Source organism: Sphingomonas endophytica (assembly GCF_014199415.1).
Taxonomy (GTDB): Bacteria; Pseudomonadota; Alphaproteobacteria; order Sphingomonadales; family Sphingomonadaceae; genus Sphingomonas; species Sphingomonas endophytica.
Window position 1 is genome coordinate 319,720 of record NZ_JACIJN010000003.1, and the last position, 25,427, is coordinate 345,146.

The 25,427-nt window shown below is 67.9% G+C and carries 25 protein-coding genes; 13 read left to right on the forward strand and 12 right to left on the reverse strand.

The window, feature by feature from the left end; genetic code table 11:
* Nucleotides 1-25: 25 nt before the first annotated feature.
* Nucleotides 26-865, reverse strand: a complete 840-nt coding sequence (locus tag FHS97_RS06850) for a M15 family metallopeptidase (RefSeq protein WP_184034934.1) — start codon at nucleotides 863-865, stop codon at nucleotides 26-28.
* Here FHS97_RS06850 and FHS97_RS06855 point away from each other — a divergent pair.
* Complete coding sequence (locus FHS97_RS06855) at nucleotides 851-1,504, forward strand: RluA family pseudouridine synthase (RefSeq protein ID WP_184034937.1); 654 nt, start codon at nucleotides 851-853, stop codon at nucleotides 1,502-1,504. The two genes, FHS97_RS06850 and FHS97_RS06855, sit on opposite strands and share 15 nt — an antisense overlap.
* Before the next feature lie 78 nt (nucleotides 1,505-1,582).
* On the opposite strand, the gene FHS97_RS06860 is transcribed toward FHS97_RS06855, so the two are convergent.
* From FHS97_RS06860 to FHS97_RS06870, 3 genes are all read right to left on the reverse strand, one after another.
* Entirely contained in the window at nucleotides 1,583-2,179 is a 597-nt protein-coding gene (locus FHS97_RS06860; protein WP_184034940.1) for a hypothetical protein, read from the reverse strand.
* Nucleotides 2,180-2,262: 83 nt separating this feature from the next.
* Nucleotides 2,263-2,685, reverse strand: a complete 423-nt coding sequence (gene arfB, locus FHS97_RS06865) for an alternative ribosome rescue aminoacyl-tRNA hydrolase ArfB (RefSeq protein ID WP_184034943.1) — start codon at nucleotides 2,683-2,685, stop codon at nucleotides 2,263-2,265.
* Between the two features lie 73 nt (nucleotides 2,686-2,758).
* Nucleotides 2,759-3,913 carry a DUF1996 domain-containing protein gene (locus FHS97_RS06870; protein WP_184034946.1) on the reverse strand — a complete coding sequence of 385 codons (1,155 nt, stop codon included), beginning with the start codon at nucleotides 3,911-3,913 and terminating at the stop codon, nucleotides 2,759-2,761.
* Between the two features lie 383 nt (nucleotides 3,914-4,296).
* Here FHS97_RS06870 and FHS97_RS06875 point away from each other — a divergent pair, with 383 nt between their 5' ends.
* Nucleotides 4,297-4,776 carry a GAF domain-containing protein gene (locus tag FHS97_RS06875; protein ID WP_184034949.1) on the forward strand — a complete coding sequence of 160 codons (480 nt, stop codon included), beginning with the start codon at nucleotides 4,297-4,299 and terminating at the stop codon, nucleotides 4,774-4,776.
* Between the two features lie 93 nt (nucleotides 4,777-4,869).
* On the opposite strand, the gene FHS97_RS06880 is transcribed toward FHS97_RS06875, so the two are convergent.
* Both FHS97_RS06880 and FHS97_RS06885 read right to left on the reverse strand, forming a co-directional pair.
* A complete protein-coding gene (locus FHS97_RS06880; RefSeq protein WP_184034952.1) occupies nucleotides 4,870-6,165 on the reverse strand; it encodes a M20/M25/M40 family metallo-hydrolase in 1,296 nt (431 codons plus the stop codon).
* A 45-nt stretch (nucleotides 6,166-6,210) separates the two neighbouring features.
* Nucleotides 6,211-6,663, reverse strand: a complete 453-nt coding sequence (locus tag FHS97_RS06885) for a universal stress protein (RefSeq protein WP_028966633.1) — start codon at nucleotides 6,661-6,663, stop codon at nucleotides 6,211-6,213.
* 137 nt (nucleotides 6,664-6,800) lie between these two features.
* On the opposite strand from FHS97_RS06885, the gene FHS97_RS06890 reads away from it, so the two are divergent.
* The 7 genes from FHS97_RS06890 (at nucleotide 6,801) to ctrA (ending at nucleotide 14,022) form a co-directional block, all read left to right on the forward strand.
* Nucleotides 6,801-8,120 carry a pyruvate dehydrogenase complex dihydrolipoamide acetyltransferase gene (locus FHS97_RS06890; protein ID WP_184034955.1) on the forward strand — a complete coding sequence of 440 codons (1,320 nt, stop codon included), beginning with the start codon at nucleotides 6,801-6,803 and terminating at the stop codon, nucleotides 8,118-8,120.
* An 11-nt stretch (nucleotides 8,121-8,131) separates the two neighbouring features.
* Nucleotides 8,132-8,344, forward strand: coding sequence for a hypothetical protein (locus tag FHS97_RS06895; RefSeq protein ID WP_184034957.1), 213 nt, complete (start codon nucleotides 8,132-8,134; stop codon nucleotides 8,342-8,344).
* Complete coding sequence (locus FHS97_RS06900; protein WP_184034959.1) at nucleotides 8,341-8,727, forward strand: acyl-CoA thioesterase; 387 nt, start codon at nucleotides 8,341-8,343, stop codon at nucleotides 8,725-8,727. The genes FHS97_RS06895 and FHS97_RS06900 overlap by 4 nt, the downstream gene beginning before the upstream one ends.
* Before the next feature lie 60 nt (nucleotides 8,728-8,787).
* On the forward strand, nucleotides 8,788-10,182 hold the full coding sequence (gene lpdA / locus FHS97_RS06905) for a dihydrolipoyl dehydrogenase (protein WP_184034961.1): 1,395 nt from the start codon (nucleotides 8,788-8,790) through the stop codon (nucleotides 10,180-10,182).
* 332 nt (nucleotides 10,183-10,514) lie between these two features.
* Complete coding sequence (locus FHS97_RS06910) at nucleotides 10,515-12,029, forward strand: hypothetical protein (RefSeq protein WP_184034963.1); 1,515 nt, start codon at nucleotides 10,515-10,517, stop codon at nucleotides 12,027-12,029.
* A gap of 79 nt (nucleotides 12,030-12,108) precedes the next feature.
* On the forward strand, nucleotides 12,109-13,227 hold the full coding sequence (locus FHS97_RS06915) for an AI-2E family transporter (protein ID WP_184034966.1): 1,119 nt from the start codon (nucleotides 12,109-12,111) through the stop codon (nucleotides 13,225-13,227).
* A 99-nt stretch (nucleotides 13,228-13,326) separates the two neighbouring features.
* Nucleotides 13,327-14,022, forward strand: coding sequence for a response regulator transcription factor CtrA (ctrA, locus tag FHS97_RS06920; RefSeq protein ID WP_184035080.1), 696 nt, complete (start codon nucleotides 13,327-13,329; stop codon nucleotides 14,020-14,022).
* A gap of 164 nt (nucleotides 14,023-14,186) precedes the next feature.
* Here ctrA and FHS97_RS06925 read toward each other — a convergent pair whose 3' ends face one another.
* Together FHS97_RS06925 and FHS97_RS06930 are read right to left on the reverse strand one after the other, a co-directional pair.
* The gene (locus tag FHS97_RS06925) at nucleotides 14,187-15,194 is read right to left on the reverse strand and encodes a choice-of-anchor A family protein (protein ID WP_246346506.1); all 1,008 of its coding nucleotides are present in this window, start codon (nucleotides 15,192-15,194) and stop codon (nucleotides 14,187-14,189) included.
* Nucleotides 15,195-15,462: 268 nt separating this feature from the next.
* On the reverse strand, nucleotides 15,463-16,221 hold the full coding sequence (locus tag FHS97_RS06930; RefSeq protein WP_184034970.1) for a competence/damage-inducible protein A: 759 nt from the start codon (nucleotides 16,219-16,221) through the stop codon (nucleotides 15,463-15,465).
* Nucleotides 16,222-16,271: 50 nt separating this feature from the next.
* Here FHS97_RS06930 and map point away from each other — a divergent pair, with 50 nt between their 5' ends.
* The gene (map, locus tag FHS97_RS06935; protein ID WP_184034972.1) at nucleotides 16,272-17,096 is read left to right on the forward strand and encodes a type I methionyl aminopeptidase; all 825 of its coding nucleotides are present in this window, start codon (nucleotides 16,272-16,274) and stop codon (nucleotides 17,094-17,096) included.
* Nucleotides 17,097-17,225: 129 nt separating this feature from the next.
* Here map and FHS97_RS06940 read toward each other — a convergent pair whose 3' ends face one another.
* Entirely contained in the window at nucleotides 17,226-18,323 is a 1,098-nt protein-coding gene (locus tag FHS97_RS06940) for a CAP domain-containing protein (protein ID WP_184034974.1), read from the reverse strand.
* A gap of 201 nt (nucleotides 18,324-18,524) precedes the next feature.
* On the opposite strand from FHS97_RS06940, the gene FHS97_RS06945 reads away from it, so the two are divergent.
* The 3 genes from FHS97_RS06945 to FHS97_RS06955 all read left to right on the forward strand — a co-directional run bounded on the left by FHS97_RS06945 (nucleotide 18,525) and on the right by FHS97_RS06955 (nucleotide 21,329).
* On the forward strand, nucleotides 18,525-18,863 hold the full coding sequence (locus FHS97_RS06945) for a P-II family nitrogen regulator (protein ID WP_028056880.1): 339 nt from the start codon (nucleotides 18,525-18,527) through the stop codon (nucleotides 18,861-18,863).
* A 94-nt stretch (nucleotides 18,864-18,957) separates the two neighbouring features.
* Entirely contained in the window at nucleotides 18,958-20,370 is a 1,413-nt protein-coding gene (gene glnA, locus FHS97_RS06950; RefSeq protein WP_184034976.1) for a type I glutamate--ammonia ligase, read from the forward strand.
* Nucleotides 20,371-20,735: 365 nt separating this feature from the next.
* Nucleotides 20,736-21,329 (forward strand): alpha/beta hydrolase, encoded by a 594-nt coding sequence (locus tag FHS97_RS06955; protein WP_184034979.1) that lies wholly within the window; start codon nucleotides 20,736-20,738, stop codon nucleotides 21,327-21,329.
* Between the two features lie 304 nt (nucleotides 21,330-21,633).
* Here the strand turns inward: FHS97_RS06955 and FHS97_RS06960 are convergent, their stop codons facing one another.
* The 3 genes from FHS97_RS06960 to uxaC are packed head-to-tail and all read right to left on the reverse strand — an operon-like array spanning nucleotide 21,634 to nucleotide 25,426.
* Entirely contained in the window at nucleotides 21,634-22,644 is a 1,011-nt protein-coding gene (locus FHS97_RS06960; protein WP_184035082.1) for a sugar kinase, read from the reverse strand.
* Entirely contained in the window at nucleotides 22,644-24,017 is a 1,374-nt protein-coding gene (locus FHS97_RS06965; RefSeq protein ID WP_184034981.1) for a mannitol dehydrogenase family protein, read from the reverse strand. The genes FHS97_RS06960 and FHS97_RS06965 overlap by 1 nt, the downstream gene beginning before the upstream one ends.
* Entirely contained in the window at nucleotides 24,014-25,426 is a 1,413-nt protein-coding gene (gene uxaC / locus FHS97_RS06970) for a glucuronate isomerase (protein WP_184034983.1), read from the reverse strand. Before uxaC ends, FHS97_RS06965 begins: the two co-directional genes overlap by 4 nt.
* Nucleotide 25,427: the final 1 nt, after the last annotated feature.

Genomic DNA, 25,427 nt, shown 5'->3' on the forward strand with positions numbered 1-25,427 from the left:
TCAAGTCCGGGACGCCTCATTACTCTTACCGCTTCTTCACCCGCGCCACCTTGCACTTGCCCTTGCGGCATTCCGGCGGTGCGATCGCGCCCATATAGACCGGCGGGGGCGCTACCTGCGCGATCACGATCGGGTCGCGCGGCACCGCCGGTTCGGCCGGGTAGCGCGCACGCGCCGCCGCGAACAACGCCCGCGCCCGCGCCGCCCCGGGTGCGGTGGCGCGCGCGCCGACCCAGCGCCAATGCCACGGCTCCCATTTCACGCGCTGGCGATTGCCCGCCGGAAACGACATCTCGAACCCGTAGCGCGCCGCATTCTTCATCAGCCAGCGAAATGCCGGGGTCGCCGCGACGCATGCCTCGGCATCTGGGCAGTCGTTGCGACGCGGGCGGAAGGCGAAGTCGAGCGCGAAGCCGGTCGCATGCTCGCTATGCCCCGGCGGGGCTACCGACAGCGCGCGCTGCGCGGCATCGGTCTGCCCCTCGCGGCAGAACACCGCTTCCTGATAGGTGATCGAGCGGTGGCAGGACAGCGCGAGCACCTGCCCGCCCGCGGCCGGATCGCGCGCCGCCGCCTCGATCAGCCGTTGCAGATCGGGGAGCACCTCGCGCCGCAGCACGCACGGATTGACCGTCAGCGTAGCCGGCACGGCGACCAGCGCATCGGGCGCGGCGTCGCCATAAGGCAGATGCCCCAGTGTCCGTCCGTCCGCCGCGGTCGGGACGCGGCGACCGTCGCACAATTGCGCCTGAACGGGCGTGGCGGCGAGCGCGGTCAGCGCGGCGAGGATCTTCGGGAGTCGCACCACGCCCTCTGGCCATGCCGCGCGCCAACTGGCAAGAGCCGCGCCATGTTGGGTGAGCATGTTCTTTTCCTCGATGGCGAGGCTTTGGTGATCGACAAGCCGGCCGGGCTGGCGGTCGATCCGCCGCGCGCCGGCGGGATCAGCCTCGAAAACCATCTGGCATCGCTCACCTTCGGGTTCCGGCGCTGGCCGGTCGCGGTGCACCGGCTGGATCGCGACACCAGCGGCTGTCTGCTGCTGTCGCGCAATCCGAAGGCGCATGCGCGCTTCCAGCAGGCGTTCGAGCGCGGCGAGGTCAGCAAACGCTATGTCGCGATCCTCGACGGCGTGCCCGAGGGCGGATCGGGCACGATCGACCTGCCGCTCGGCAAGGTCTCGACCGCCGAGGCGGGTTGGCGGATGACCCGCGACCCGCGCGGCAAGGCGGCGCGCACCGACTGGCGCGTGCTCGCGACGCATGATGGCCGCGCGCTGGTCGAGTTCCGCCCCGCGACCGGGCGCACGCACCAGATCCGCGTTCACGCGCTGGAGGGACTTGGCGCGCCGGTCACCGGCGATCCCGTCTATGGTGCCAAGCATGACGGCGGGATGATGCTCCACGCGATCGCGCTGTCGCTGCCGCGTGCGGGCAAGGCTGACATAGCAGCCGAGGCGCCGTGGCCGGCGCGGTTCGCGGCGTTGGGGTTTGCGGCGGGCTAAATGGCTCGTAGATGCCGGCTCTCACCAATGCCGGCGCCTGCCAATTAGTAAAATTTAACGGTTGCCGCCGTCCAGCAGTCATTCCGCCGGTTCAATCCCATTGAAAGGACAATTGGTATAAGTTGTGGCGATGTAGATTTCGGGCCACACTCTTTGCGTTTTCCACAGTCCACAGGATTGACCAACCTGCTTGGTCCATCGAATGGCTCGATCTTTCGACTCTAGACGATCATCGACATCGACTACAAGGTAGGAATAATTGTCCTGCCCCGCCATGCCCCAGCTGTCCCATCCCATCACAATGTTATTCGCTTTCACGACCTCCGACACTTGCCGGTAGTGCGTCGCGGCCCAAACCAAGAAGCGGATCTGCTGAACGGCGTCGTAAGACTCCAGATAAGCTAAGGGGGTGAGGCCGATCAGCAACCACGCGACGAGCAGGTGGGCACGCCCAGCGCGCTTCATAGACGCTCTTATCGCAGCAACCACTGCTATGAGCAGCAGGCTCGCGAGCACGGGTATCGAAAACAGGAACGCTCCAAAACGTTGCATCGAGCCAAAATAGCCGCCGGCCAGCAATAGCAGGGTCGACAGCCACACCGCGGGAACACCCGCCCACCAGCGCCGTCTTGCCTGTGGGCCTGTTGGCGGGGAAGGATCCATGATCGGAGCCATGGAGGGTGCATGGCCGGAGGCACGACGGCGCTCAATACCCCGCCAGGCATTCTATTACCCGCCTCTGACCCGTTTGAAAGACGCTAGTCGAACCCCGGCTTCTTCCGCCCCGACTTCACCGCCGAGCGCCCCTTCTTCGCATCCACGCGCCGGACCTGTGACGCACGCGTCGGCTTGGTGGCGCGGCGCTTGGCCTGCACGACCGTCGCCTCGCGCACCAGCGCCAGCAACCGCTCGCGCACCTCGGCGCGGTTCATGTGCTGCGAGCGCGATCCTTCGCTACGCAGCGTCAGCACGCCGTCGCGCGTCATCCGCGACCCCGCCAGCTCCGCCAGCCGCAGCTTGACCCGCTCGGGCAGATCGGAACGCGCCACGTCGTAGCGCAGCAGCACCGCCGAATCGGTGGTGTTGACATGCTGCCCGCCGGCCCCGCCCGAACGGGTGAAGCTCTCCTCGATCAGATCGGTGTCGATGCTGATCGAACGGGTGACGGGAACGCGGGCCATGCAGGCTCCATAAAGCCGAAGGCCCGGCCGCACCATCGGTGCGACCGGGCCTCCCGTTCGTCCGCGCCGGGGATCAGGCGGCGGGGATGTCGACCAGCCGCGGATGCGCGACCCAGTCGAAGTTCGGGTCACCGCGCATCTGCGTGCCGTTGCCCAGGTCGCCGCCGTTGCAGCTCAGCAGCTTGTTGATGCAATTGTCCATCCACGTCTTCATGGTCTCGTCGTCCCACGCGCCCATCCAGTCGGCGTGGAAGGTCGAGCCCGGGCGCTTGACCGGCATGCCGGGCATGGCGTCCGACGCCAGCGACCAGGTCGAGGTGCCCGGCGACCATTCACCCGAGCGATCGAGGTTCTCGTCGACCGAGTACCACGCACCCAGCGTGAAGGTCGGGATGACATAGGGCAGATTGTCGGGGCAGCGCAGCTGACCGCGATCGTTCCACTTCGGATAGCCGACATGGCTGCGGTGGTCCGCGCTGTTCAGGTTCTTGCCGTCCCAGCAGTTCGGCCCGGCGACGATCGCGCCCAGCCGGTTACCGACCGGGCATTCCTTTGCCGCGGCGACGATGTCAGGGTACCACGCCTGCTTGCCGGTCGGGCCGTCGCAGTTGAAGTAGAAATGGTCGGCTTCACCGGTCGCCATGTTATAGCCGAAGATGTAGCGCATGCCACGCGGCAGCGCGACGCACGCCTTGCCCATCTGCTGGCACTCCGGGCTGCTTTCCGGCAGGCGCTTGTAGTAGATCGACACGTAATCGGGGCGCACGACCTTGCCCTTGCCGTCCAGCATCGCCGGGATCCAGTAAGCGGACCGGTTCAGGATGTTGTTGCAGGTGCTGTCACCCTTGGTGCGCAGGCTGCCATAGGTCGAGAAGGCGTTCGCGGCAGTGTTGCCGAAGAACTGGTGCAGGTGGCTCTTGCCCGGCTGCCCCGGAAACACGATCGGATCGTCGCGCAGCACCTGACCCGCGCTGCACATGAAGCGGAACGCGCCGACCACATCGGGGCGACCGGTGCTGGCGATCTCGCCGCTGCCCCACGACGGGACCAGCAATTTCTTCACATCGAAGTTCGAAGCGATCTTCTCGAGCTGGCCCTGACCCGGCAGCAGCCCCTTGGTCACCGCACCCGGCACCGGCTCGATCGCCTTGCCGGGGCCACCGCCGGTAATCGTCGGCGGCAGCACGCCGTTGAGCTTTGCGGTCACCGGCGCGGCGATAACGGTCACCTTACTCGTGATCGCCTTGATAACACCTGCCGGAACGACGGCAGCGTAAGCAGTGGAGGCCGCCAGGATCATGGCGCCCGAAATGACGATTTTGTTCATCACAGTCCCTGGCGTTGTTGGCGTTCGTGGAACCCATGTTCCTTTCGAACGCTGTTTTTCGACCGGCACGGCCGGTGCCGCGCTGTAGAGACATGATTAGCGACAAAACCCTAACATAATCTAACACTTCTAGTTTATTTTCGTTAAGTGTTCGAATACTTAGGGGACCGCTTCAAGGATGCTGGTTACTTCCTGTTTACTTCATTTACCAGCACCCTAATTTCGGTTCGTCCCGCGATGCGCTCCCTCTGGCGCAGCAGCCACGCAGCGCCTACCTCGACGGCATGTACGACTTTCACATCGAAGCCGAATCAAAGCCGGCATTGTATCGCGAGCTGCTGGGCGCGCTCGACGCGCTGACCGCCGACGAGCGCGATGGTATCGCGAACATGGCCAATGCCGCGGCGCTGATCGCGCACTATCTGCCCGACCTGAACTGGTCCGGCTTCTATCGGCTGGTCGAGGATATGCTGGTGCTCGGGCCGTTTCAGGGCAAGGTCGCCTGCATCCGTATCCCGCTGGGCAAGGGCGTCTGCGGCACGGCGGCGGCGGAGCGGCGCACGCAATTGGTCGCCGACGTCCATGCCTTTCCCGGCCATATCGCCTGCGACGCGGCAAGCCGCTCGGAGCTGGTGGTGCCGATCGTCCGCGATGGCGCGCTGCTCGGCGTGCTCGACCTCGACAGCCCGTTGCCGGCGCGCTTCGATGAAGAGGATGCGCGCGGGTGCGAGCAATTGATGGCGCTGCTGGCCGCGCGGCTCTGAACACTTCGTCGCCCCGGACTTGATCCGGGGTCCCGCTTCAACAACGCCCGCCAAGAAGACGCGGGGCCCCGGATCAGGTCCGGGGCGACGAAACTACTTCTTCTCGCGGCCCGCGAAGGTCACGAGGCTTTCCGCACCATTTGCGCCCACCGCCGCGACGCCGAAGAAATGATCGTCGACCGGCACGCCCGCGACGTCGAGGCTGGTGCCGGTCGCCTCGCGCGACTGTGTCCATGCCGCTGCATCGGCGCGCCGCCAGTAGATCTTGTAGCGCGTCGCCCCCGGCACCGCGGTCCACGTCACCTTCGTGTCATAGGACAACGCGCCCGAGATCGACGCGACCGGCGGCGCGGCGGGTGCGGCGGCGAGCCGCGCGATCGTCGCGACGTTGATCGCGGTGACCTTCGCCAGATAAGGGAAGTCCATCCCCTCGATCGTATCGGCATAGACGCGACCGTTTTCGGTGCGCACGTCTTGATGCTGGCGATCCCAGTTTTCCGCCGCGACCGAGAAGCGCACCGCCGGATAGCCCTGCTTCAGGAACGGCTCGTGATCGCCGCCGCGCCCGAAGCGGTCGGGGCGGCGGTCGACGAACACGCCGAACCCGCCGGGCAGCGTCCCCGCGATGCCGTCGATCGCCTTGGCGAGCGCGCGGCTCGGGCCGTCGTCCTCGCCGCCGACGCCGCGCCGCTCGATCGCCTCGACGAGCGATTCGCTGCTGCGGATGCCCTCGGAGAAGACCCGGACATAGCCGTCGATCGTCACCCCGCCCTGCCCGACGGTGTTGCCGACGATATCGTTGTTGAGCATCGCATCGACCTGCCAGCCGCGGGCCCGTGCGGTCTCGGCGAGCAAGGTCGCGCCCCACAGCCCCTGCTCCTCGCCGGAAAAGGCGACATAGACGATGTTCGCCGCGAACTTCTCCTTCGACAGGATGCGTGCCGCCTCCAGCACCAGCGCGACGCCGCTCGCGTCGTCGTTCGCCCCCGGCGCGTCGCTGGTGACGTTCATCACGTCGGTGACACGGCTGTCGATATGCGCGCCGACGATGATGTAGCGGTTGGGATCGTTGCCCTTCTGGACGCCGAGCACGTCCTCGATCACCACGCCGTCGGGCGCGCGTGGGCCGACGAAGCGCCGCGACAGCCGCTCGGTCGCGATACATCCGCCGCACGCGCGCGACAGCGAAGCGAACTCCCCCGCCACCCAGCTTCGCGCCGCGCCGATCCCGCGCTTCGGGTCGGTCGCCGACGACAGCGAGTGACGCGTGCCGAACGACACCAGCTTCTCGACCGTGGCACGCTGCCGCGCCGGCGACGGCGCCTCGCGCGCGGCGGCGGGGGTGGCGAGGAGCAGCGGGGCGGCGGCGAGCAACAGGCGATGGTTCATGCCCCGCTTGTGGCGAGGGAATCGCGGGCGCTCAAGCGATTGCGATCAACTCAGCCGGTCGATCGCCTCCGCCGACAGCCCGCCCGGCACGATCATCAGCGGCACCGGCAGGGCGCCGACATCGGCCGCGAAATGGGTGACCAGCGCGCCGGGCGCGCCGTCGGCGGCCGCCCCAAGCACCAGCGCGGCGATCTGCGGATTCTCGGCGATCAGCGCGCGGATCACCTTCGGTCCGTCGCCGCTGCGCACCGTGATCGACGGGCGCACCCCCGATTCCTCCAGCAGCGTCCCCGCCGCGCGCGCGACCAGTCCCTCGGCATGGCGTTGCTGCTCGTCCTCGATCGTCGCCTGCACGCCGCCGAACGGGATGAACTCCTGCGGCGGCAATAGCGCGAGGATCTCCACCCCGCCGCCGGTCTTCACCGCGCGCCGCGCCGCGAAGCGCAGCGCGATCAGCGCCTCGGGCGTATCGTCGATCACGGTCAGATAGATGCGCATCCATGCCCCCCTTTTTCGCCAAGTGTATCGGTCGCGCCCGCCTGCGCCAAGCACATGAGACAGGGCGACGGGCTTGACCGTACGGCGCGCGTCCGCAAGAGACGGGCGCCTGTCCCACGAGCCTCTCGAGGATCACGATGCCGATCGAAATCAAGATGCCTGCCCTGTCGCCGACGATGGAGGAGGGCACGCTGGCCAAATGGCTCGTGAAGGAAGGCGATACCGTCAAGGCCGGCGACATCATGGCCGAGATCGAGACCGACAAGGCGACGATGGAGTTCGAGGCGGTTGACGAAGGCGTGATCTCGAAGATCGCGGTCGCGGAAGGGTCGGACGGCGTGAAGGTCGGCACGGTCATTGCGCTGCTGCTCGCCGATGGCGAGGAAGAGGGTGAGAGCACCCCCGCCCCCGCCGCCAAGGAGAGCGAGTCCAAGCCGTCGCCCGCCGACCCGAACAAGACCGGCACCGAGGCGCAGCCCGCCAAGGAAGACGTCCGCGACCACGGCAAGCCCGCCGATCCGAAGCCCGCTCCTGCCCGTCAGGACGGCGACCGCGTCAAGGCGAGCCCGCTCGCGCGCCGTCTCGCCGCCGACAAGGGCGTCGACCTGTCGGGCGTGAAGGGCAGCGGCCCGAACGGCCGGATCGTCAAGGCCGACGTCGATGGCGCGCAGCCGGGGAAGGCGTCCGCGCCGGCCGCCGCCGCGAGCAGCGCGGCCCCCGCGGCATCGCCCGCCCCCGCGCCGACCCCGGCGGAGGTGCCCGACATCCCGCACGAGCTGACCAAGCTCACCAACATGCGCAAGACGATCGCGCGCCGCCTGACCGAATCGAAGCAGCAGGTGCCGCACATCTACCTCACGGTCGACGTGCAGCTCGACAAGCTGCTCAAGCTGCGTGGCGATCTCAATGCCGGGCTCGAATCGCGCGGCGTGAAGCTGTCGGTCAACGACCTGCTCATCAAGGCGCTCGCCGTCGCGCTGATCCAGGTGCCGAAGTGCAACGTGATGTTCACCCCGGACCAGCTCGTCAGCTTCCAGCGCGCGGATATCTCGGTCGCGGTGTCGACCCCGGACGGGCTCATCACCCCGGTCATCACCGAGGCGGATACCGCCTCGCTGTCGAGCATCTCGACGCGCATGAAGGACCTTGCCGCGCGCGCGCGTGACAAGAAGCTGAAGCCGGAGGAATTCACCGGCGGCACCGCGTCGATCAGCAACATGGGCATGTTCGGGATCAAGCAGTTCGAGGCGGTGATCAACCCGCCGCAGGGCATGATCCTCGCGGTCGGCGCGGGTGAGAAGCGCCCGTGGGTGCTGGGTGACGGTTCGCTCGGCGTCGCGTCGATCATGTCGGCGACCGGCAGCTTCGATCACCGTGCGATCGACGGCGCGGACGGTGCGCAGCTGATGAAGGCGTTCCGCGAGCTGGTCGAGAACCCGCTGGCGATGCTCGCCTGAGGCACCGGCGCGTGGCGCAGATGGAGCTGGGCGCGGACAAGCGCGAGTTCGCGTGGAGCGCCTTGTCGCTCGGCGTGACCGCTTTGGTCTTCAAGGGCGCGGCGTGGAGCTATCCGCAGGGCGCCGACACGATCTGGCTGGTCGGCGCGGCGACATTGGTCGCGGTCGGCCTGCTCGGCGCGCGCGACATCTGGCGCGTGCGCCGCGAAGGAGCCGCCGCATGAGCGCTACCGAACCGCAACAGGCCCCGACGATCCGCGTCTCGGCAATGCCCGCCGACGCCAATGCGTATGGCGACATCTTCGGCGGGTGGCTGATGAGCCTGATGGACTCGGCCGCCGGGCTGACCGCGGCGCGGCGCGCCCGCGGGCGCGCGGTGACGATCGCGATGGACGGGATGCAATTCCACGCCCCCGTCCATGTCGGCGACGAAGTGTCGGTCTACACGCAGATCGAGCGCGTCGGGCGCACCTCGATCGCGATCCAGGTCGAAAGCTGGGCGCGCGACCGCCACGGTGAGGAATCGCGCAAGGTGACCGAAGCGCGCTTCACCTTCGTCGCGATCGACGAGGACCGCCGCCCGCGCGAAGTGCCTACGGCGGCGTAAGGATTTTGCGGGCCGCTGTGCCCGTGGTGACAACAGGGGCTGCGGCCCGGGAGTGGTTACATGGCTGACACCTACGACCTTATCGTTCTCGGCTCCGGCCCCGGCGGCTATGTCGCCGCGATCCGCGGCGCACAGCTCGGCCTGAAGGTCGCGATCGTCGAGCGCGAGCGGCTCGGCGGGATCTGCCTCAACTGGGGCTGCATTCCGACCAAGGCGCTGCTGCGCACGTCGGAAATCTATCACTACATGACGCACGCGGGCGATTACGGGCTCAAGGCCGACAACATCGGCTTCGACCTCGCCAAGATCGTCGACCGCAGCCGCAAGGTCTCCGGCCAGCTCAACGCCGGCGTCAAGGGCCTGATGAAGAAGAACAAGATCACCGTGGTCGAAGGCTTCGGCACGATCACGGCGAAGGGCAAGCTGTCGGTCAAGCAGGGCAACGGCACGGTCGACCTCGAAGCCAAGCACATCCTCGTCGCGACCGGCGCGCGCGCCCGCGACCTGCCGTTCGCCAAGGCCGACGGCAAGCGGATCTGGACCTATCGCCACGCGATGGTGCCCGAAGTGATGCCGACCAAGCTGCTGGTGATCGGCTCGGGCGCGATCGGCGTCGAGTTCGCGAGCTTCTACAACGACATGGGCGCGGACGTGACGATCGTCGAGATGCTGCCGCGTATCCTGCCGGTCGAGGACGAGGAAGTCAGCGCCTTCATGGAGAAGCGGCTGACCAAGGACGGGATCAAGATCGTCACCGGCGCTGCGCTCGAGAAGATCGACACCGGCGCGGACGGCGTGAAGGCGACGATCAAGGGCAAGGACGGCAAGTCCACGACCGAGGACTATAGCCACGTCATCGTCGCGATCGGCATCGTCCCGAACACCGAGGAGATCGGGCTCGAGAAGCTCGGCGTCACCACCGAGCGCGGCCATATCAAGGTCGACGGCTTCGGCCGCACCAATGTCGAGGGCATTTACGCGATCGGCGACGTGACCGGCGCACCGTGGTTGGCGCACAAGGCGAGCCACGAGGGCATCGTCTGCGTCGAGAAGCTGGCCGGCGGCAACCCGCATCCGTTCGAGACGTGGAACATCCCGGGCTGCACCTACAGCCGCCCGCAGGTGGCGAGCGTCGGGCTGACCGAGGCGAAGGCGAAGGAAGCCGGCCGCGACATCAAGGTCGGCAAATTCCCGTTCATCGGCAACGGCAAGGCGATCGCGCTCGGTGAGGCGGACGGCTTCATCAAGACCGTCTTCGACGCCAAGACCGGCGAGCTGCTCGGCGCGCACATGGTCGGCGCGGAAGTCACCGAGCTGATCCAGGGCTATGTCGTCGCGCGCCAGCTCGAGACGACCGAGCACGAGCTGATGGAGACGGTGTTCGCGCACCCGACGCTCAGCGAAATGATGCACGAAAGCGTGCTCGGCGCCTACGGCCGCGCGATCCACTTCTAGGACACAGGTGCCGACCGGATCGGCGCTTTCGTCGATCCTGACCCACACCATCGTCGCCCCGGATTAGATCGGGGTCCCGCTTTTTCTTGGCAACAGCAGAGAGAAGCGGGATCCCGAATCAAGTCCGGGATGACGGGTGGGGCAGATGATCGATCCTTAGCGGCGGCACGGTGGACGGGTAGGTCGATGCGAGCCCGCCTCTTGACCACGACCCCAGCAACGCGGGTCGGATCGCGTCGAATAGCGACAAGGCGCCGGCCTCGCTTCGACGCGAAGGCAGCACGATCGGCACCATCGCGAGCGCATGAAACGATCCCGCACATGCAGGCACAGTGCCGGCGTGCGTCGCCGCACTCGCAATGCCCGAGCGGCGTGACTATCCCGATCCGATGATGCCCGAGCGACCGCGCCGACTCATCGATCCGGGCCGCCCTCACCTCGTCGCCGGCGCGCTCCTCTTCGCGGCGTCGCTCGCGCTGTTCTGGCCGGGCTATGCCGAATACGACACGCTGCGCCAGTATGAGCAGGTCGTCTCGAACCAGCTCGACGACTGGCACCCCCCGATCATGGCCCGTCTCTGGCAAGCGTTGCTGCCGCTCGGTCACGGCACCGCGCCGCTGCTCGCGGTGCAGCTCGCCGGTTACTGGCTCGGCCTCGCGCTGATCGCGGACGCGCTCACCGCGATCGGCAGGCGCCGCGCCGGTTGGGCGGTCCTCGCCGCGGGATTGCTCCCGCCGCTGCTCGGCTGGCAAGGCGTGGTCCTCAAGGACGCGCAACTGGTCGGCGCGGCGCTCGCCGCGACCGGGCTGATCGCGCGCTATCGTCTCCGCGACCGGCCGGTGCCGGGCGCGATCGGCGCAGGCGCGGCGCTGCTGTTCGGCTATGCGCTGCTGGTCCGCGCCAATGCGGTGTTCGCGCTCGCGCCGCTGATCGCCGCGCTCGCTCCTGTCCGCCGTCCGGCAGCGCAATTCGGCGCGGCGATCACCATCGTCGCGGCGGTGCTCGCGCTGTCCGGCACGATCAACCATCGCCTGCTCGGCGCGGCGCCGAGCGACGTCACCTCGACCCAGCCGCGCTACGACCTCGCGGGCATCGCCGTGCGCACCCGCGACGCGGGGGTCGCGGCTTTGCCCGCCGGTACCGGCGCGACCCTGCGCGCGGCGCAATGCGTCACGCCTTATTTCTGGGATCCGCTCGGCGACACGCCCGCCTGCGTCGCCGCGCTGGCACCGCTCGCGACCCGGTCGCCGGGCACGCTCTATCGCCAGCTCGCCGTCGCGGCGCTTCGTCATCCGGCCGCGTATCTGGCGCAGCGCGTCGCCCATCTGAACATGACATGGCGGTGGCTGGTCCCCGCGCATCTGCCCGGCGCCGCGCCGCCGACGCGCAGCGAGCCCAATGCCGCGGGGATCGCCAGCCCCGGTCGCGCCGCGGCGGCGTGGCAGACGCTCGCCGGCGGGATGGTCCGCACCCCGCTCGGCTGGCCGTTCGCGTGGATGATCGCCGCGCTCCTGCTGCTGGCGGGCGCCGGCCGCGCGCCGCGCGGTCCGGCGCGCCGCCTCGCGCTGGGGCTGCTCGCCTCGGCGCTGGCGCTGGAGGCGAGCTTCGCGGCGATCTCGATCGCGGCCGACCTCCGCTATCATCTCTGGCCGATGCTCGCGACCGCATTGGCGGGCGTGTTGCTCATCGAGCGCCCGCCGTCACGGCGCGCCACGCGCCTCGCCGGCGGCATCGCGCTGCTGCTCGGCACGCCAGCGCTCGTCGCACGCGCGGGCTTCGCCGACCCGCCGCAGGAATATGACGCGCTGCTCCGCTGGACGCCGCCCGTGGCGCTGTTGCCACGCTGAGTCAAAATCGTGCGGTGACGGCGCGCCTTTTTCGGGACGGGCGCGTTGTGCCGCTCGTGAAACGTTCTGCCCTTCCCGCATGAACCGGCTGGCGCCCGACGAACCGGACGCGCGCTTCATCCGCCGCGTGCTGTGGATCGTCGTGATCGTGGCGCTGGTCGCGGCGCTGTATCTCGCCCGGCACCTGCTGATCCTCGCGTTCGGATCGGTGCTGATCGCGATCGTGATCCATGCGATCGCCGAGCTGTACGCGACCCGCGCGCATCTGGGCAGCAAACGCGCGATGACTGCGGCGATCCTGACGCTGCTTGGCTTCCTTGCGCTGCTCTTCTGGCTGTTCGGGGTCGAGTTCCGCGCGCAGGTGAACACCTTGGTGGTCGCCTTGCCGGGGCTGCTGGACCAGTTTCAGGCGTATATGTCGCAAAGTCCGGTCGGCGCGAAGGTCGTCGACGCGGTGCGCGCCGCCTTTGCGGGCAGCCGCGTCGCGCAGGACATCGGCGAGATCGTGCGCGGCGCCGGCCAATTGCTGCTCAACACCGTGCTGGTGCTGTTCGGCGCGATCTTCTTCGCGGTCGATCCCAAGATCTACGAGCGTGGCGTGCTGCTGCTGGTGCCGCCGTCGCGGCGGGCGGCGCTGGAGGATGCGCTCGGCGACGTCGGCTCGACGCTGCTGCTGTGGTTGCGCGCGCAGCTGATCCAGATGACCGCGATGGGCTTGATGGTCGGCGTCGGGCTGTGGGCGGCCGGAGTGCCTTCACCGGCGATGCTCGGGCTGCTGACCGGGCTCAGCGAGTTCATCCCCTATGTCGGCCCGGTCGCGGCGATGCTGCCGGCGCTGGGGCTCGCCGCCACCGCCGGGACCGATCAATTGCTGTGGGCGCTGGGCGTGTTCGCGGCGGTGCGAATCATCCAGACCAATTTCGTGACACCGTTCGTCACCAGCCGCGTGGTCGCGATCCCGCCGGCGCTGAGCCTGTTCGCGATCATCGGCACCGGCGCGGTGTTCGGATTGTTCGGGCTGTTCTTCTCGGGCGGTATTCTGGTCGTCACCTTCACGCTGGTGCGCAGCCTGTACCTGCGCGAGATGCTGGGCGAGGACATCCCCCGCTCGCGCGAACGCACATTGTTCACGGCAATGGGCACGCCGCGTGAAGCAAATATCGACAAGCAAAGTGAAAAAAGGGAACACCCAATTTAAGCGGCAGTTAACCTTTATGCTTCAGAGGCAGTTTGGTAAACGAACCAGACAGGCGTGGCCGACGACGGCATCTCGCCACCGACAACCGGGGAATTGCCGATGCGCGTGCTGCTGATCGAGGACGAGCCGACCACCGCCAAGGCCATCGAGCTGATGCTGTCGACCGAGGGCTTCAACGTCTACAATACTGATCTGGGTGAGGAAGGCCTCGATCTCGGCAAGCTCTACGACTACGACATCATCCTGCTCGACCTCAACCTGCCCGACATGCACGGCTATGACGTGCTCAAGAAGCTGCGAGTCGCGCGCGTCCAGACTCCGGTGCTGATCCTCAGCGGCATCAACGAAATGGATTCGAAGGTGCGCAGCTTCGGCTTCGGCGCGGACGATTACGTCACCAAGCCGTTCCATCGCGAGGAACTGATCGCGCGCATCCACGCCGTCGTCCGCCGCTCGAAGGGCCATTCGCAATCGGTCATCAAGACCGGCAAGCTGTCGGTGAACCTCGATGCCAAGACCGTCGAGGTCGATGGCGCGCGTGTTCACCTGACCGGCAAGGAATATGCGATGCTGGAGCTGCTCTCGCTCCGCAAGGGCACGACGCTGACCAAGGAAATGTTCCTCAACCACCTGTACGGCGGGATGGACGAGCCCGAACTGAAGATCATCGACGTCTTCATCTGCAAGCTCCGCAAGAAGCTCAGCCTCGCCTGCGAGGGCGAGAATTACATCGAGACCGTCTGGGGCCGCGGCTATGTGCTGCGCGAGCCGGAAGAGGTCGTGCAGGTCGCGTGATACCGTAACGCTCCGTCGAACATCTCTACCGTTATTGCGAGCGTAGCGAAGCCATCCAGGGCTGGATCAGGACGCCCTGGATTGCTTCGCTACGCTCGCCATGACGGGTACTCTAGCCGCTGTGGCGTGCCCGAAGTCTGAGCGGCTCTCCGCTTTGCACGGCGTCAAACCGCCGACTGAAGCGCCACCTTCCGCCGCCGCCGCAGCATTACGCCGAGCGCGCCGAAACCCGCGAGCATCATCATCCACGTCCCCGGCTCCGGCACCGCCGCGGTCGGGCGGAAATTGCCCGCATAGGTGTCGAGGTGCAGCTCGCCGTTCTGCACCATGCTGTTGAACACCGCGCTGCCCTGAATGTAATTGCCCGTCGTACCGGCGGCGAGCGGCGCGAGCACCGAGCCGCGCCACGCGGTCGTGACGTCGACCGTGGTCGCGTCGGCGAAGTTCCAGATCACGTTGCGGCCCAGCTGGTCGGCGTTGCCGAGAAAATTGTCGTCGAGCCGGATCGTCGCGCCGCTGACGTTGACGATCACCGTGTCCGCGCCGTTGCGGTTGAACGCGATCTCGCCGAATCTCGACAGATCGCTGGCGGCGAGCGAGAAGACCGCCACGCCATTACCGCCCGCGACCGCGTTGAACGTGGCGCGATTGTTGGCGATCAGCGCGGTGCCAGTCGCGGTCAGCGCCGACAGCCCGTTCGACAGGTCGACCATCGAGCGGGTCAGTGCATCGCGCTGGTCGATCAGCCCCTGCGTGAACCCCGCAGTCGCCGCCTGCCCAGACTTGACGATGTTCTGGTTGACGTTGGTGTTGGCGATCGTGCCGCCGACCAGCACGGTCTGCGGACTGCCGTTGAGCGAAAAGCCGCTGCTGACATTGCCGCCGACCGTCGCGCCGCCGGTCAGGTTCTTGGTCCCGCCGGTCACGTCGCCGACCACGGTCAGCGCCGGGGTCTTCGCCGCCGAGGCGGCAGGGGTGCGGATCTGATAGTTGGACGATGTGCCGCTCAGATTGCCGCCGACGAACGTGCGCCCCTCGACCTCCGACGACGACTTCAGGTCGCCGAGCACGACGAGGTTCCATTCGTGCAGCGCATCCATGCCCTGGATGACGGTCGTCGCCGAAGCCGGACCCGCCGCCGTCAGCGCCAGCGCCGCCGTCAGTCCTGCCATAAATGCTGTGCGCGCCATCGTGTCCGGTCCCGGAAATTTGAACCTTGCCCGTGGCTTGTGGCGCTGGGCGCCGCAACGTCGTTTACCTTGTCGCCGATCCCTGTTCGGGACGAGTGGAAGATCGCTGTTCCGATGTTCCCGCGCTTTCCGCAAATCGCCGCCCCGGACCTGATCCAGGGTCCCGCTCCTTCTTCAGCGGTGAGGCAAGGAAGCGGGATCCCGGATCAGGTCCGGGATGACGGATCAAGCTCGTAGCGGTCCGCCGCAGCTAGATTCCCTCAGCCGTCACCTCCCGCCCGTCGGCCTCGAGCGCGGCGGTCAGGTCGGCGATGCAGCGGTCGACCAGCGCCGCGTCCGGCGAGCGCACGACGAAATTGGCGCCGGTCCGTCCGTCGCGGAAGAACGGATAGCTTCCGATCGCCACGCCCTCATGCGCCTTTTCGGTGGCACGGAGCAGCTCGGCGACCTCGCTTTCGGCAACCCAGCAGCCGATCGTCGCGCTCACCACCGGGCGGCCGCCTTCGAGCGTGCCGGTCAGCCAGTCGAGCATCCCCGCGGTGATGTGCGGCACGCCCGCCATGATGAAGATGTTGCCGACGCGGATACCCGGCGCGCCCGAGACGCGATTCTCGATCAGCGTCGCGCCCGCCGGCACGCGTGCCATCCGCCGCCGCGCGTCGGTCAACCCGCCGCGCGTCTCGTAGTGGCGCTCCAGCACCGCCAGCGCATCGGGGTGTTCGACCACCGGCACCCCCAGTGCGGCGGCGATCGCGTCGACGGTGATGTCGTCATGCGTCGGGCCGATCCCGCCGGTCGTGAACAGATAGTCGTTCCGCGCGCGCAGCGTGTTGACCGCCTCGACGATCGCCGCCTCGCGGTCGGGGACGACGCGCACCTCGACCAGCCGGATGCCCTGCACGTTGAGCCAGGTGGCGAGCTGCGCGATGTTCTTGTCCTGCGTGCGGCCGGACAGGATCTCGTCGCCGATCACCACCAAGGCGGCGGTCCAGATGCGTTCGTCAGTCATGCTCCTTCCCTAGCTCGCAATCACGCGCCCGCCACGCTATATCCGCGCGCATGACCGATTATGTGACCGTCACCAGCGATGCGCCGCTCGCGCGCACCGGCGCGATCAAGCTGCACGGGGCGGAAGCCTTTGCGGGAATGCACAAGGCCGGGCGACTCGCCGCCGAAACGCTCGACATGCTCGTGCCGCACATGGTGCCGGGCGTGACCACCGCCGAGATCGACAAGCTGATCTACGATTTCGTGAAGGCCGGCGGCGGCGTGCCCGCGACACTTGGCTATCGCGGCTATACGCATTCGAGCTGCATCTCGATCAATCACGTCGTCTGCCACGGCATCCCGTCGGACAAGGCGCTGAAGTCGGGCGATATCGTCAATGTCGACGTCACCCCGATCGTCGATGGCTGGCATGGCGACACCAGCCGCATGTACCTGATCGGTGACGTGCCGCTGAAGGCGAAGCGGCTGGTCGAGGTGACCTATGAATGCCTGATGCTCGGGATCGAGCAGGCGCGCCCCGGCAATACGATGGGCGATGTCGCGCATGCCATCCAGCGCCATGCCGAGGGGCATCGCTTCGGCGTGGTCCGCGATTTCTGCGGGCACGGGGTCGGGCGGCTGTTCCACGACGCGCCGGAAGTGGTCCATGTCGGCCGTCCGGGCACCGGGCCGGAGCTGCGCCCGGGGATGATCTTCACGATCGAGCCGATGATCAATATCGGTCGCCCCGACGTGAAGCTGCTCGACGACGGCTGGACGGCGGTGACGCGCGACCGCTCGCTGTCGGCGCAGTTCGAACATTCGATCGGGATCACCGCGGACGGCTGCGAGATCTTCACCGGCTCGCCCGCGGGGCTCGACAAGCCGCCGTATTGAGGGGGCTGCGGCCAACCCCTTTCGTCGCCCGGGACTTGATCCGGGGCCCCGCTTCTTCTCTACGAGCGTCGTGAAGAAGCGGGATCCCGGATCAAGTCCGGAATGACGACCCGGCCTCTAGGCCGTCGGTCACGACACGATCCGAAACGTATAGCTATAATCGGTCGAGGTGCCGCGCACGCCGACCCCGGTGATCTTCACCGAATAGCTCACCCCCGGCTTCAGCCCCGCGACCTTGAACTGCAGGTTGTTGGGCACCGCGTAACGCTCGTTGTCGAAGCTGACGCTCGACACCGTCAGCGCATTGGCGCCGTCACTGACCGCGATCGTCGCCTTGCTGAAATCGACCGTCGCGTTCGCGCCGCCGCGCTGCGTGGTGTCGGCGATGACGGTGAACGACAGCAGCGACAACGGATCGAAATAGCGCGCCGGATAGTCGCCATACGGATAGGCGACGAACGGCGGCAGGTCGGCGGGCACGCTCACCCCGCCGGTGAAGGTCACCACCTTCATCGCCGCCGCGTCGGTGCGGCTGCCGTCGGCGAGCACCTGCGCGACGCGGCCATAGGCGATCTTGCCGAGGAACGGGTCGAGGAGCCAGCGGCGGTGCCCGACGCTGTCGACAACGAGGTTCGAGGTCTCGGTCAGCCACCCGCCGAGGTACATGTCCTCGGTATAATAAGCGAGATACGGCGAGATCAGCCCGCCGTAGAGGTTGCTGGTCCCCGCGCCGTTCGCGCCCAGCGTGGTGTAGCATTTCCACGAGGCAGCCGGCGTGTGGCTCAGTTGGCCGTTCGCCGCCATCATCAGCGCGGCCTGCGTCGCCTGCTCGTCGTCGGCGCTCGAATAGCTGACCGCGGGCAGGCGGTGGAGCGCACGAATCGCATTCAGCCGCGCCAGCACGTCGTCGCGGACGCTCTGGAGCAACGTGCCGGGCCGGCAATTGGCGACATCCGGCTGGGTGCTGAACAGGGCGGCGGCGTTGCCCGCCCAGCTGCCGGTCGGCGCGGGCGCCGGTGGTGGGGGCGTCGGGGTCGGCGTCGGAGCGGGAGCGGGCGTCGGTGTCGCGACGGGCGTCGGGCTCGGGGTCGGCGCCGGCACCACCTGTACCCCGCCGCTGACCGGGGTCGCGGCGCTGCCGCCATCGCCGTCGCCACCACCGCAGCCCGCCAGCAGCAGCGACAATGCCGAAACGGCGCCGATCCGATATTCGCGTGAGCTTCGCATCGCCTTCGCTTAGGCGTGGCGGGGTTAAGAAATGACCCTGCTCGCAAAAGCGGCAACCACCCTGGTTTTGCCCGTTTTTCAGGCAGCAAAAAGCCCGGATTTCCGCGAGTCGTCACCTTGCCCTTCCGCGCCGCGGCTGGCACGATCGGTGCATCGATGCTGTTGGGGCATCCGGGTTTCTTGGGGTGGGGCGTTCGTCGCGTGAAGAAGATCGAAGCGATCATCAAGCCGTTCAAGCTGGACGAGGTGAAGGAGGCGCTGCACGAGATCGGCGTGTCCGGCATCACCGTCACCGAGGCGAAGGGCTTCGGCCGGCAGAAGGGCCATACCGAGCTGTATCGCGGCGCCGAATATGTCGTCGACTTCCTGCCCAAGGTGAAGCTGGAGGTGGTCGTCGAGGACGGGCTGACCGAGCGCGTGGTGGAGGCGATCGCCGCCGCCGCGCAGACCGGCCGGATCGGCGACGGCAAGATCTTCGTGATCCCGGTCGAGACCGCGCTGCGCATCCGCACCGGCGAGCGCGATAACGAGGCGATCTGATCCCCTTCTTCGCTCCGCTGTCATCGGAGCGTGCCACTTACCGCGTCTCACCCGACATTGGTCGGGGCGACGCTTATGCGAGAGAGAGCAACACATGGCGAACACGGCCGCAGACGTTCTGAGCAAGATCAAGGACGAGGAGATCGAGTGGGTCGATCTGCGCTTCACCGATCCCAAGGGCAAGTGGCAGCATCTGACCATGGTCGCCTCGGTGATGGGCGAGGACGAATGGACCGACGGCCTGATGTTCGACGGCAGCTCGATCGAGGGCTGGAAGGCGATCAACGAGTCGGACATGATCCTGAAGCCGGATCTGGACGCGGTCTACACCGATCCGTTCTCGGCCACCCCGATGCTGATCGTGTTCTGCGACATCGTCGAGCCGTCGACCGGCGAGGGCTATAGCCGCGACCCGCGCACCACCGCCAAGCGCGCCGAGGCCTATGTCGCCACCACCGGGATCGGCGACACCGTGTACGTCGGGCCGGAAGCCGAGTTCTTCATGTTCGACGACGTCCGTTTCGACACGTCGTACAACCAGTCGTATTTCAAGATCGACGATATAGAGCTGCCGACCAACACCGGCCGCGAATATGAGGGCGGCAACCTCGCGCACCGTCCGCGCGCCAAGGGCGGCTATTTCCCGGTCGCGCCGGTCGACTCGGCGGTCGACATCCGCGGCGAGATGGTCTCGACGATGCTCGAGATGGGCCTGCCGTGCGACAAGCACCACCACGAGGTCGCCGCCGCGCAGCACGAGCTGGGCCTGACCTTCGGCACGCTGACCACCACCGCCGACCGGATGCAGATCTACAAGTATGTCGTGCACCAGGTCGCGCATGCCTATGGCAAGTCGGCGACGTTCATGCCGAAGCCGATCAAGGAAGATAACGGCTCGGGGATGCACACGCACTTCTCGATCTGGAACGGCAAGGAGCCGCTGTTCGCGGGCAACGGCTATGCCGGGCTCTCCGACACCTGCCTGTATTTCATCGGCGGGATCATCAAGCACGCCAAGGCGATCAACGCCTTCACCAACCCGACCACCAACAGCTACAAGCGGCTGGTGCCGGGCTACGAAGCGCCGGTGCTGCTCGCCTATTCGGCGCGCAACCGTTCGGCGTCGTGCCGCATCCCGTACGGCACCGGCCCGAAGAGCAAGCGCGTCGAGGTCCGCTTCCCGGACGCGATGGCCAATCCGTACCTCGCTTATGCGGCGCTGCTGATGGCGGGTCTGGACGGCATCCAGAACAAGATCCATCCGGGCGAGGCGATGGACAAGAACCTGTACGACCTCCCGCCGGCCGAGCTGGCGGAAGTGCCGACGGTCTGCGCCTCGCTGCGTGAAGCGCTGGACTCGCTGCTGGCCGATCACGACTTCCTGCTGAAGGGCGACGTGTTCACCAAGGACCAGATCGAGGCCTATGTCGAGCTGAAGTGGGACGAGGTCGCGCGTTGGGAAATGACCCCGAGCCCGGTCGAATTTGATATGTACTACAGCGCGTGAGGCTGCCGTGCCGGCAGCCGGTGGCGCGCCGCGCCACACGCGCTGTCGGCCGGCCTCGCCGCAGGTGAGGACCGACGACGCGGCTTCGCCGCCTCGTTGCCCCTATTGAAAAAGGGCGTCTTCCCAAGCGGGAGGGCGCCCTTTTCTCGTCATTGCGAGCGTAGCGAAGCAATCCAGAGCCGGACCAGGACGCCCTGGATTGCGTCGCTACGCTCGCAATGACGACCCCACGCCCCCTCACCTCACCCCGACAAACCCCAGCCTCACCGCGCCAAAGGCCAACTAGACTCCCCATCGCGCCAGACTCGCGTACCATCGCAGCCCTCAGCCACGACGACGGTCCGCGCCACCCGGGAGCCACAGCCATGTTCGCCATCGCCGCCAACGACCGCTTCGCCCCTTTCTCAATCGTCGCGATCTCGGACGCGCGGCACCGCGAGCCGACGTGGCGGACGATGTTCGGCTGGCCCGCCAACGATCCGCGCACGATCCCGATCGCCGCCCGCTCGCGCGCCGAGCGCAAGATCTGGGCGGCGCGCGTCGATCAGGCGGTGTGCGCGGCGGAGCGACCGGTGTTGCTGGTCGCCGACGGGATCGGCTGCGCGGCGAGTGCGTGGTGGGGCCGGCTGTCGCCGAGCGATTATGTGGCGAAGATCGCGGGCGCGTTGCTGTTCGCGCCCCGCGACGCCGAGGTGACGCGCGACGGCGATACCGACCTGTTCGCCTCGCCGACCGCGCGCCTGCCGTTCCCGTCGATCGTGATCGCGCCGCAGGGCGACGCCACCCATGTCGATGCCGCGGTGGAAAGCTGGGGCAGCCGGCTGATCGCCAGCCACCGCGACCGCCACGTCACGCGCGAGACGAATGCGTGGCGGCAGGCGCAGCGGCTGTTCCTGCGCGTGACGCAGCAGGTGGTGGCGCATGAGGTCGGGCGCGCCGAGGCGTTGATCGGACGGTAGGCGCTGCCGTCTGTTGGCGGCTGAACCTTAAAAGCGGCCTCCCTCCCTCTCCGTCGCCCCTGCGCAGGCAGGGGCCCATGGCTGTCTCGTCCTGACCCGACATCTGACACGGTTAGCGCCGCCTGTGTGTCGGCCTTCGCGCATGACGGGACAGCGATAGGCCCCTGCCTGCGCAGGGGCGACGGTAAGTGGGGCGGTACGCGCGCTCTCCTACTTCGTCACCCCGGACTTGATCCGGGGTCCCGCTCTCACCGTTGCAGACGAAGCGGGATCCCGGATCAAGTCCGGGATGACAGCGCCAACCCTACCGCCGCACGTCCAACCCGCCGGCAAGGAACGCATCGACATCGCCCTGCCGAAACAACGCCGCGTCCCCCGGCAGCGAGTGCTTGAGCGCCGCGAGCGCCAGCCCCGTCTCCGCCGCCGCCGCAATCCCCTGCCCGTTGAGCAACGCATGCAGCACCCCGGCCGCAAACGCGTCGCCACCACCGATCCGGTCGACGATCCCGGCCAGCACCGTCTCGGGCGTCTGCGCATGATCGTCGCGCGTGTCGATCCGCGCCGACAGCCGGTTGAGATCGACATGCTCGACATGCCGCGCGGTCGAGGCGATCGTCATCAGCTTCGGAAAGCGCGCGAACGCCGCCTCCGCCGCCGCGCGCCGCCGGTCCTCGCCCTCACCGCCGAAATCGTCGCGCCCCAGCAGCAAGGCGATGTCGCGGTGGTTGCCGAACATCAGATCGGCGTGCTCGACGATCCGCGTCAGGATGCCGCGCGGATCGCTGTCCCACCGCGCCCATAATTTGCCGCGCCAATTGCCGTCGAACGACACCGCAACGCCGCGCGCGCTCGCCGCCTCGGCCGCGGCGATCGCGCTCTCGGCCGGCACCGGCCCCAGCGCCGGGGTGATCCCCGACAGATGCAGCCGCGTCACGCCCGCGAGGATCGCATCCCAGTCCCACGCACTCACCGGCGCTTCGGCGAACGACGAACCGGCGCGGTCGTAGATCACCTCGGTCGCGCGCATCCCCGCGCCGGAAGTGACGAAATACAGCCCCATCCGCTCGCCGCCGGTCTGGAGGTGCCGCACGTCGACACCGTGCCCGCGGAGCGTCGTGATCGCGCTCTGCCCGAGGTCGTTGTCGGGCACGCGGCTGACGATGCCGACGTCGTGGCCGAGCTTGGCGAGCTGCGTGACGACATTCGCCTCCGCGCCCGCCACCCACACGTCGAAGCGCGGCGTCTGCATCAGCAGCTCGCGCCCCGGCGGCGAGAGGCGGAGCATGATCTCGCCGAACGCCAGAAACTTCCCCATCATGTCCGCTCCACCAGCTCGACCAGCATCGCACGCTCGGCCTCGTCGGCCTGCCAGCGCGCCGCAAACTTGCCTTCGGCCCCGAACAGCGCATCGACCATCCCGCGCGCATCGTTCGCGCGCCACAGCGCCGCCAGCTCGTCGGCCATCGGATCACTGATCGGCCCCGCCTGCCCACGCAGATGCCGCAGCCACCCCGCCAGCGCGGTCAGCGTCGCGGTGCGATCGACCCCGCGCGCGCGATTGATCGTCAGCGCCTCCAGCCAGCGCGGGCCGACCTTCTGCGACCCGTCGCTGGCGATCTGCGCCAGCCGGTGCGCGAGCGATGGATTGGCGAAGCGCGCGAGCAGCGCATCGGCATAGCCGCGCAGATCCTGCCCCGGCGCGGCGTCGAGGCTCGCGGCGGCCTCGTCGCGCATCAGCCGCTCGACGATCGGACGCACCACGGGGTCGGCGATCGCCTGATGCACATAGTCATGCCCCGCGCCGAGCCCGAGATAGGCGAGCGCCGAATGCGCGCCGTTGAGCATCCGCAGCTTGGCGGTTTCATAGGGTCGCACGTCGGCGACGAACTGCGCACCGCCGACATCCCAGCGCGGGCGGTCGGTGGCGAAGCGATCCTCGATCACCCATTGCCGGAACGGCTCGGTGACGACCGCGCCCTCGTCACGCTGCCCGAGCCGCGCCGCGATCCCGTCGAGATCGGCGGCGGTGGTGGCGGGGACGATCCGGTCGACCATCGTCGACGGGCACGCCCAGTCGCGCTCGAACCAGTCGCGTGCCGCGCCGTCGAGCAACGCCACCACGCCATTGCGCAGCACATGGCCGTTGTCGGTCATGTTGTCGCAGCTGACGAGCGTCATCGGCCCGGCCCCCGCCGCCAGCCGATCACGCACCGCTTGCGACAGATAGTGATAGATCGTGCCGCTCGCCGCCGCGACCGACGCGGTGTCGATCCCGCCGCCGGGCAGCCGGTGATAGCCCTTTTCGGTAACGGTCAGCGTCACGATGCGCGTCGCGGGCGCGACCAGCGCCGCTGCCACCGCGTCCGGCGCATCCGGCGCGACCAGCACCTCGCGCACCGCCCCGATCAGCCGCAGCCGCTCGCCGTCCGCATCGCGCGTTGCGACCGTATAGAGCCCGTCCTGCGGCGCGAGTTGCTCGTGGACCTGTCGCGAGCGCAGCGACACGCCGGTGATCGCCCAGTCGCGATCCCCGGCCGCCATCGCATCGTCGGTATAGACCGCCTGATGCGCGCGGTGGAATGCGCCGATGCCGAGATGCACGATCCCGCGCGCCTGTTCGCGACGCGCATAGCCGGGCTGCGCGACATCGCCGGGCAGCGATGCACGGGTCGCTTCGGACAATCTCACAGCTTGTACGCCTTGCGCACCAGCCCGTCGGTCAGCTCGTGCGCCAGTTCGAGCGCTTCCCAATCCTCGATACGATGTTCGGCAACCAGCCGCGCAAGGAACGCGCAATCGACGCGCCGCGCGACATCGTGCCGCGCCGGGATCGACAGGAAGGCGCGCGTATCGTCGTTGAAGCCGACGGTGTTGTAGAAGCCGGCGGTTTCGGTGGTCAGCTCGCGATAGCGGCGCATTCCCTCGGGCGAATCGTGGAACCACCACGCCGGCCCCAGCTTCAGGCACGGGTAATGGCCCGCCATCGGGGCCAGCTCGCGCGCATAGACGCTCTCGTCGAGCGTGAAGAGGATGATCGTCAGGTCGCGCTCGTTGCCGACCACGTCGAGCATCGGTTGCAGCGCGCGGGTATATTCGGTGCGCACCGGGATGTCGGCGCCCTTGTCGCGCCCGTGGCTCGCAAACAGCCCGGCATTGTGGTTGCGGTACGAACCGGGGTGGATCTGCATCACCATCCCGTCCGCGACGCTCATCTTCGCCATTTCGGTGAGCATCTGCGCCCGGAACAGCTCGGCATCGGCGGCGTCCCACGTGCCGCCGACGATCTTCGCGAACAACGCCTCGCACTCGGCGGTCGACAGGTTGGCGGTCTGCGCGGTGGCGTGGCCGTGGTCGGTGGCGGTCGCGCCGGCGGCGCGAAAATCGGCGCGGCGCTTGCGATGCGCGGCCAGATAGCCCGACCAGCTGTACACGTCCTCGCCGGTCAACGCCGCGAACGTCTCCATCGCGCCCTTAAACTGCTCGTGCTCGACGTCGATCACGCCATCGGGGCGATAGGTGGTGACGACGCGCCCCTTCCAGCCCGAGGCGCGGATCGCGTGATGCGCGTCGAGGCTGTCGTGCGCGCCCTCCGTGGTGGCGAGGAAGTCGATGCGGAAGCGGTCGAACAGCGCGCGCGGGCGGAAGTCGTCGCCCGCCAGCCGATCGGTGATCGTGTCGAAGTACAGGTCGGCGGTGTCGGCATCGAGCCGCACGTCGAACCCGAACACCTCGGCGAAGACATGGTCGAGCCACAGCCGCGACGGCGTGCCGCGGAACAGCTCGTAGTGCGATGCGAACAGCTTCCACGCCGCGCGCGGATAGGTGCCGGGCACCCCGCCGCGATGCGGGATGCGCAGATCGTCGAGCGCAATGCCCTGCGAGTAGAGCATCCGGAACACATAATGATCGGGCGCGAGCAGCAGCGTCGTCGCATTGTCCCATTTGGCATCGGTCGCGAACCATGTCGGATCGGTATGGCCGTGCGGGCTGACGATCGGCAGCGCGCCGATCTCGGCATAGAGCGTCCGCGCGATGTCGCGGGTGGTGGGATCGGCGGGGAACAGCCGGTCGGGGTGAAGTTCGAGCGGTCGGGTCATC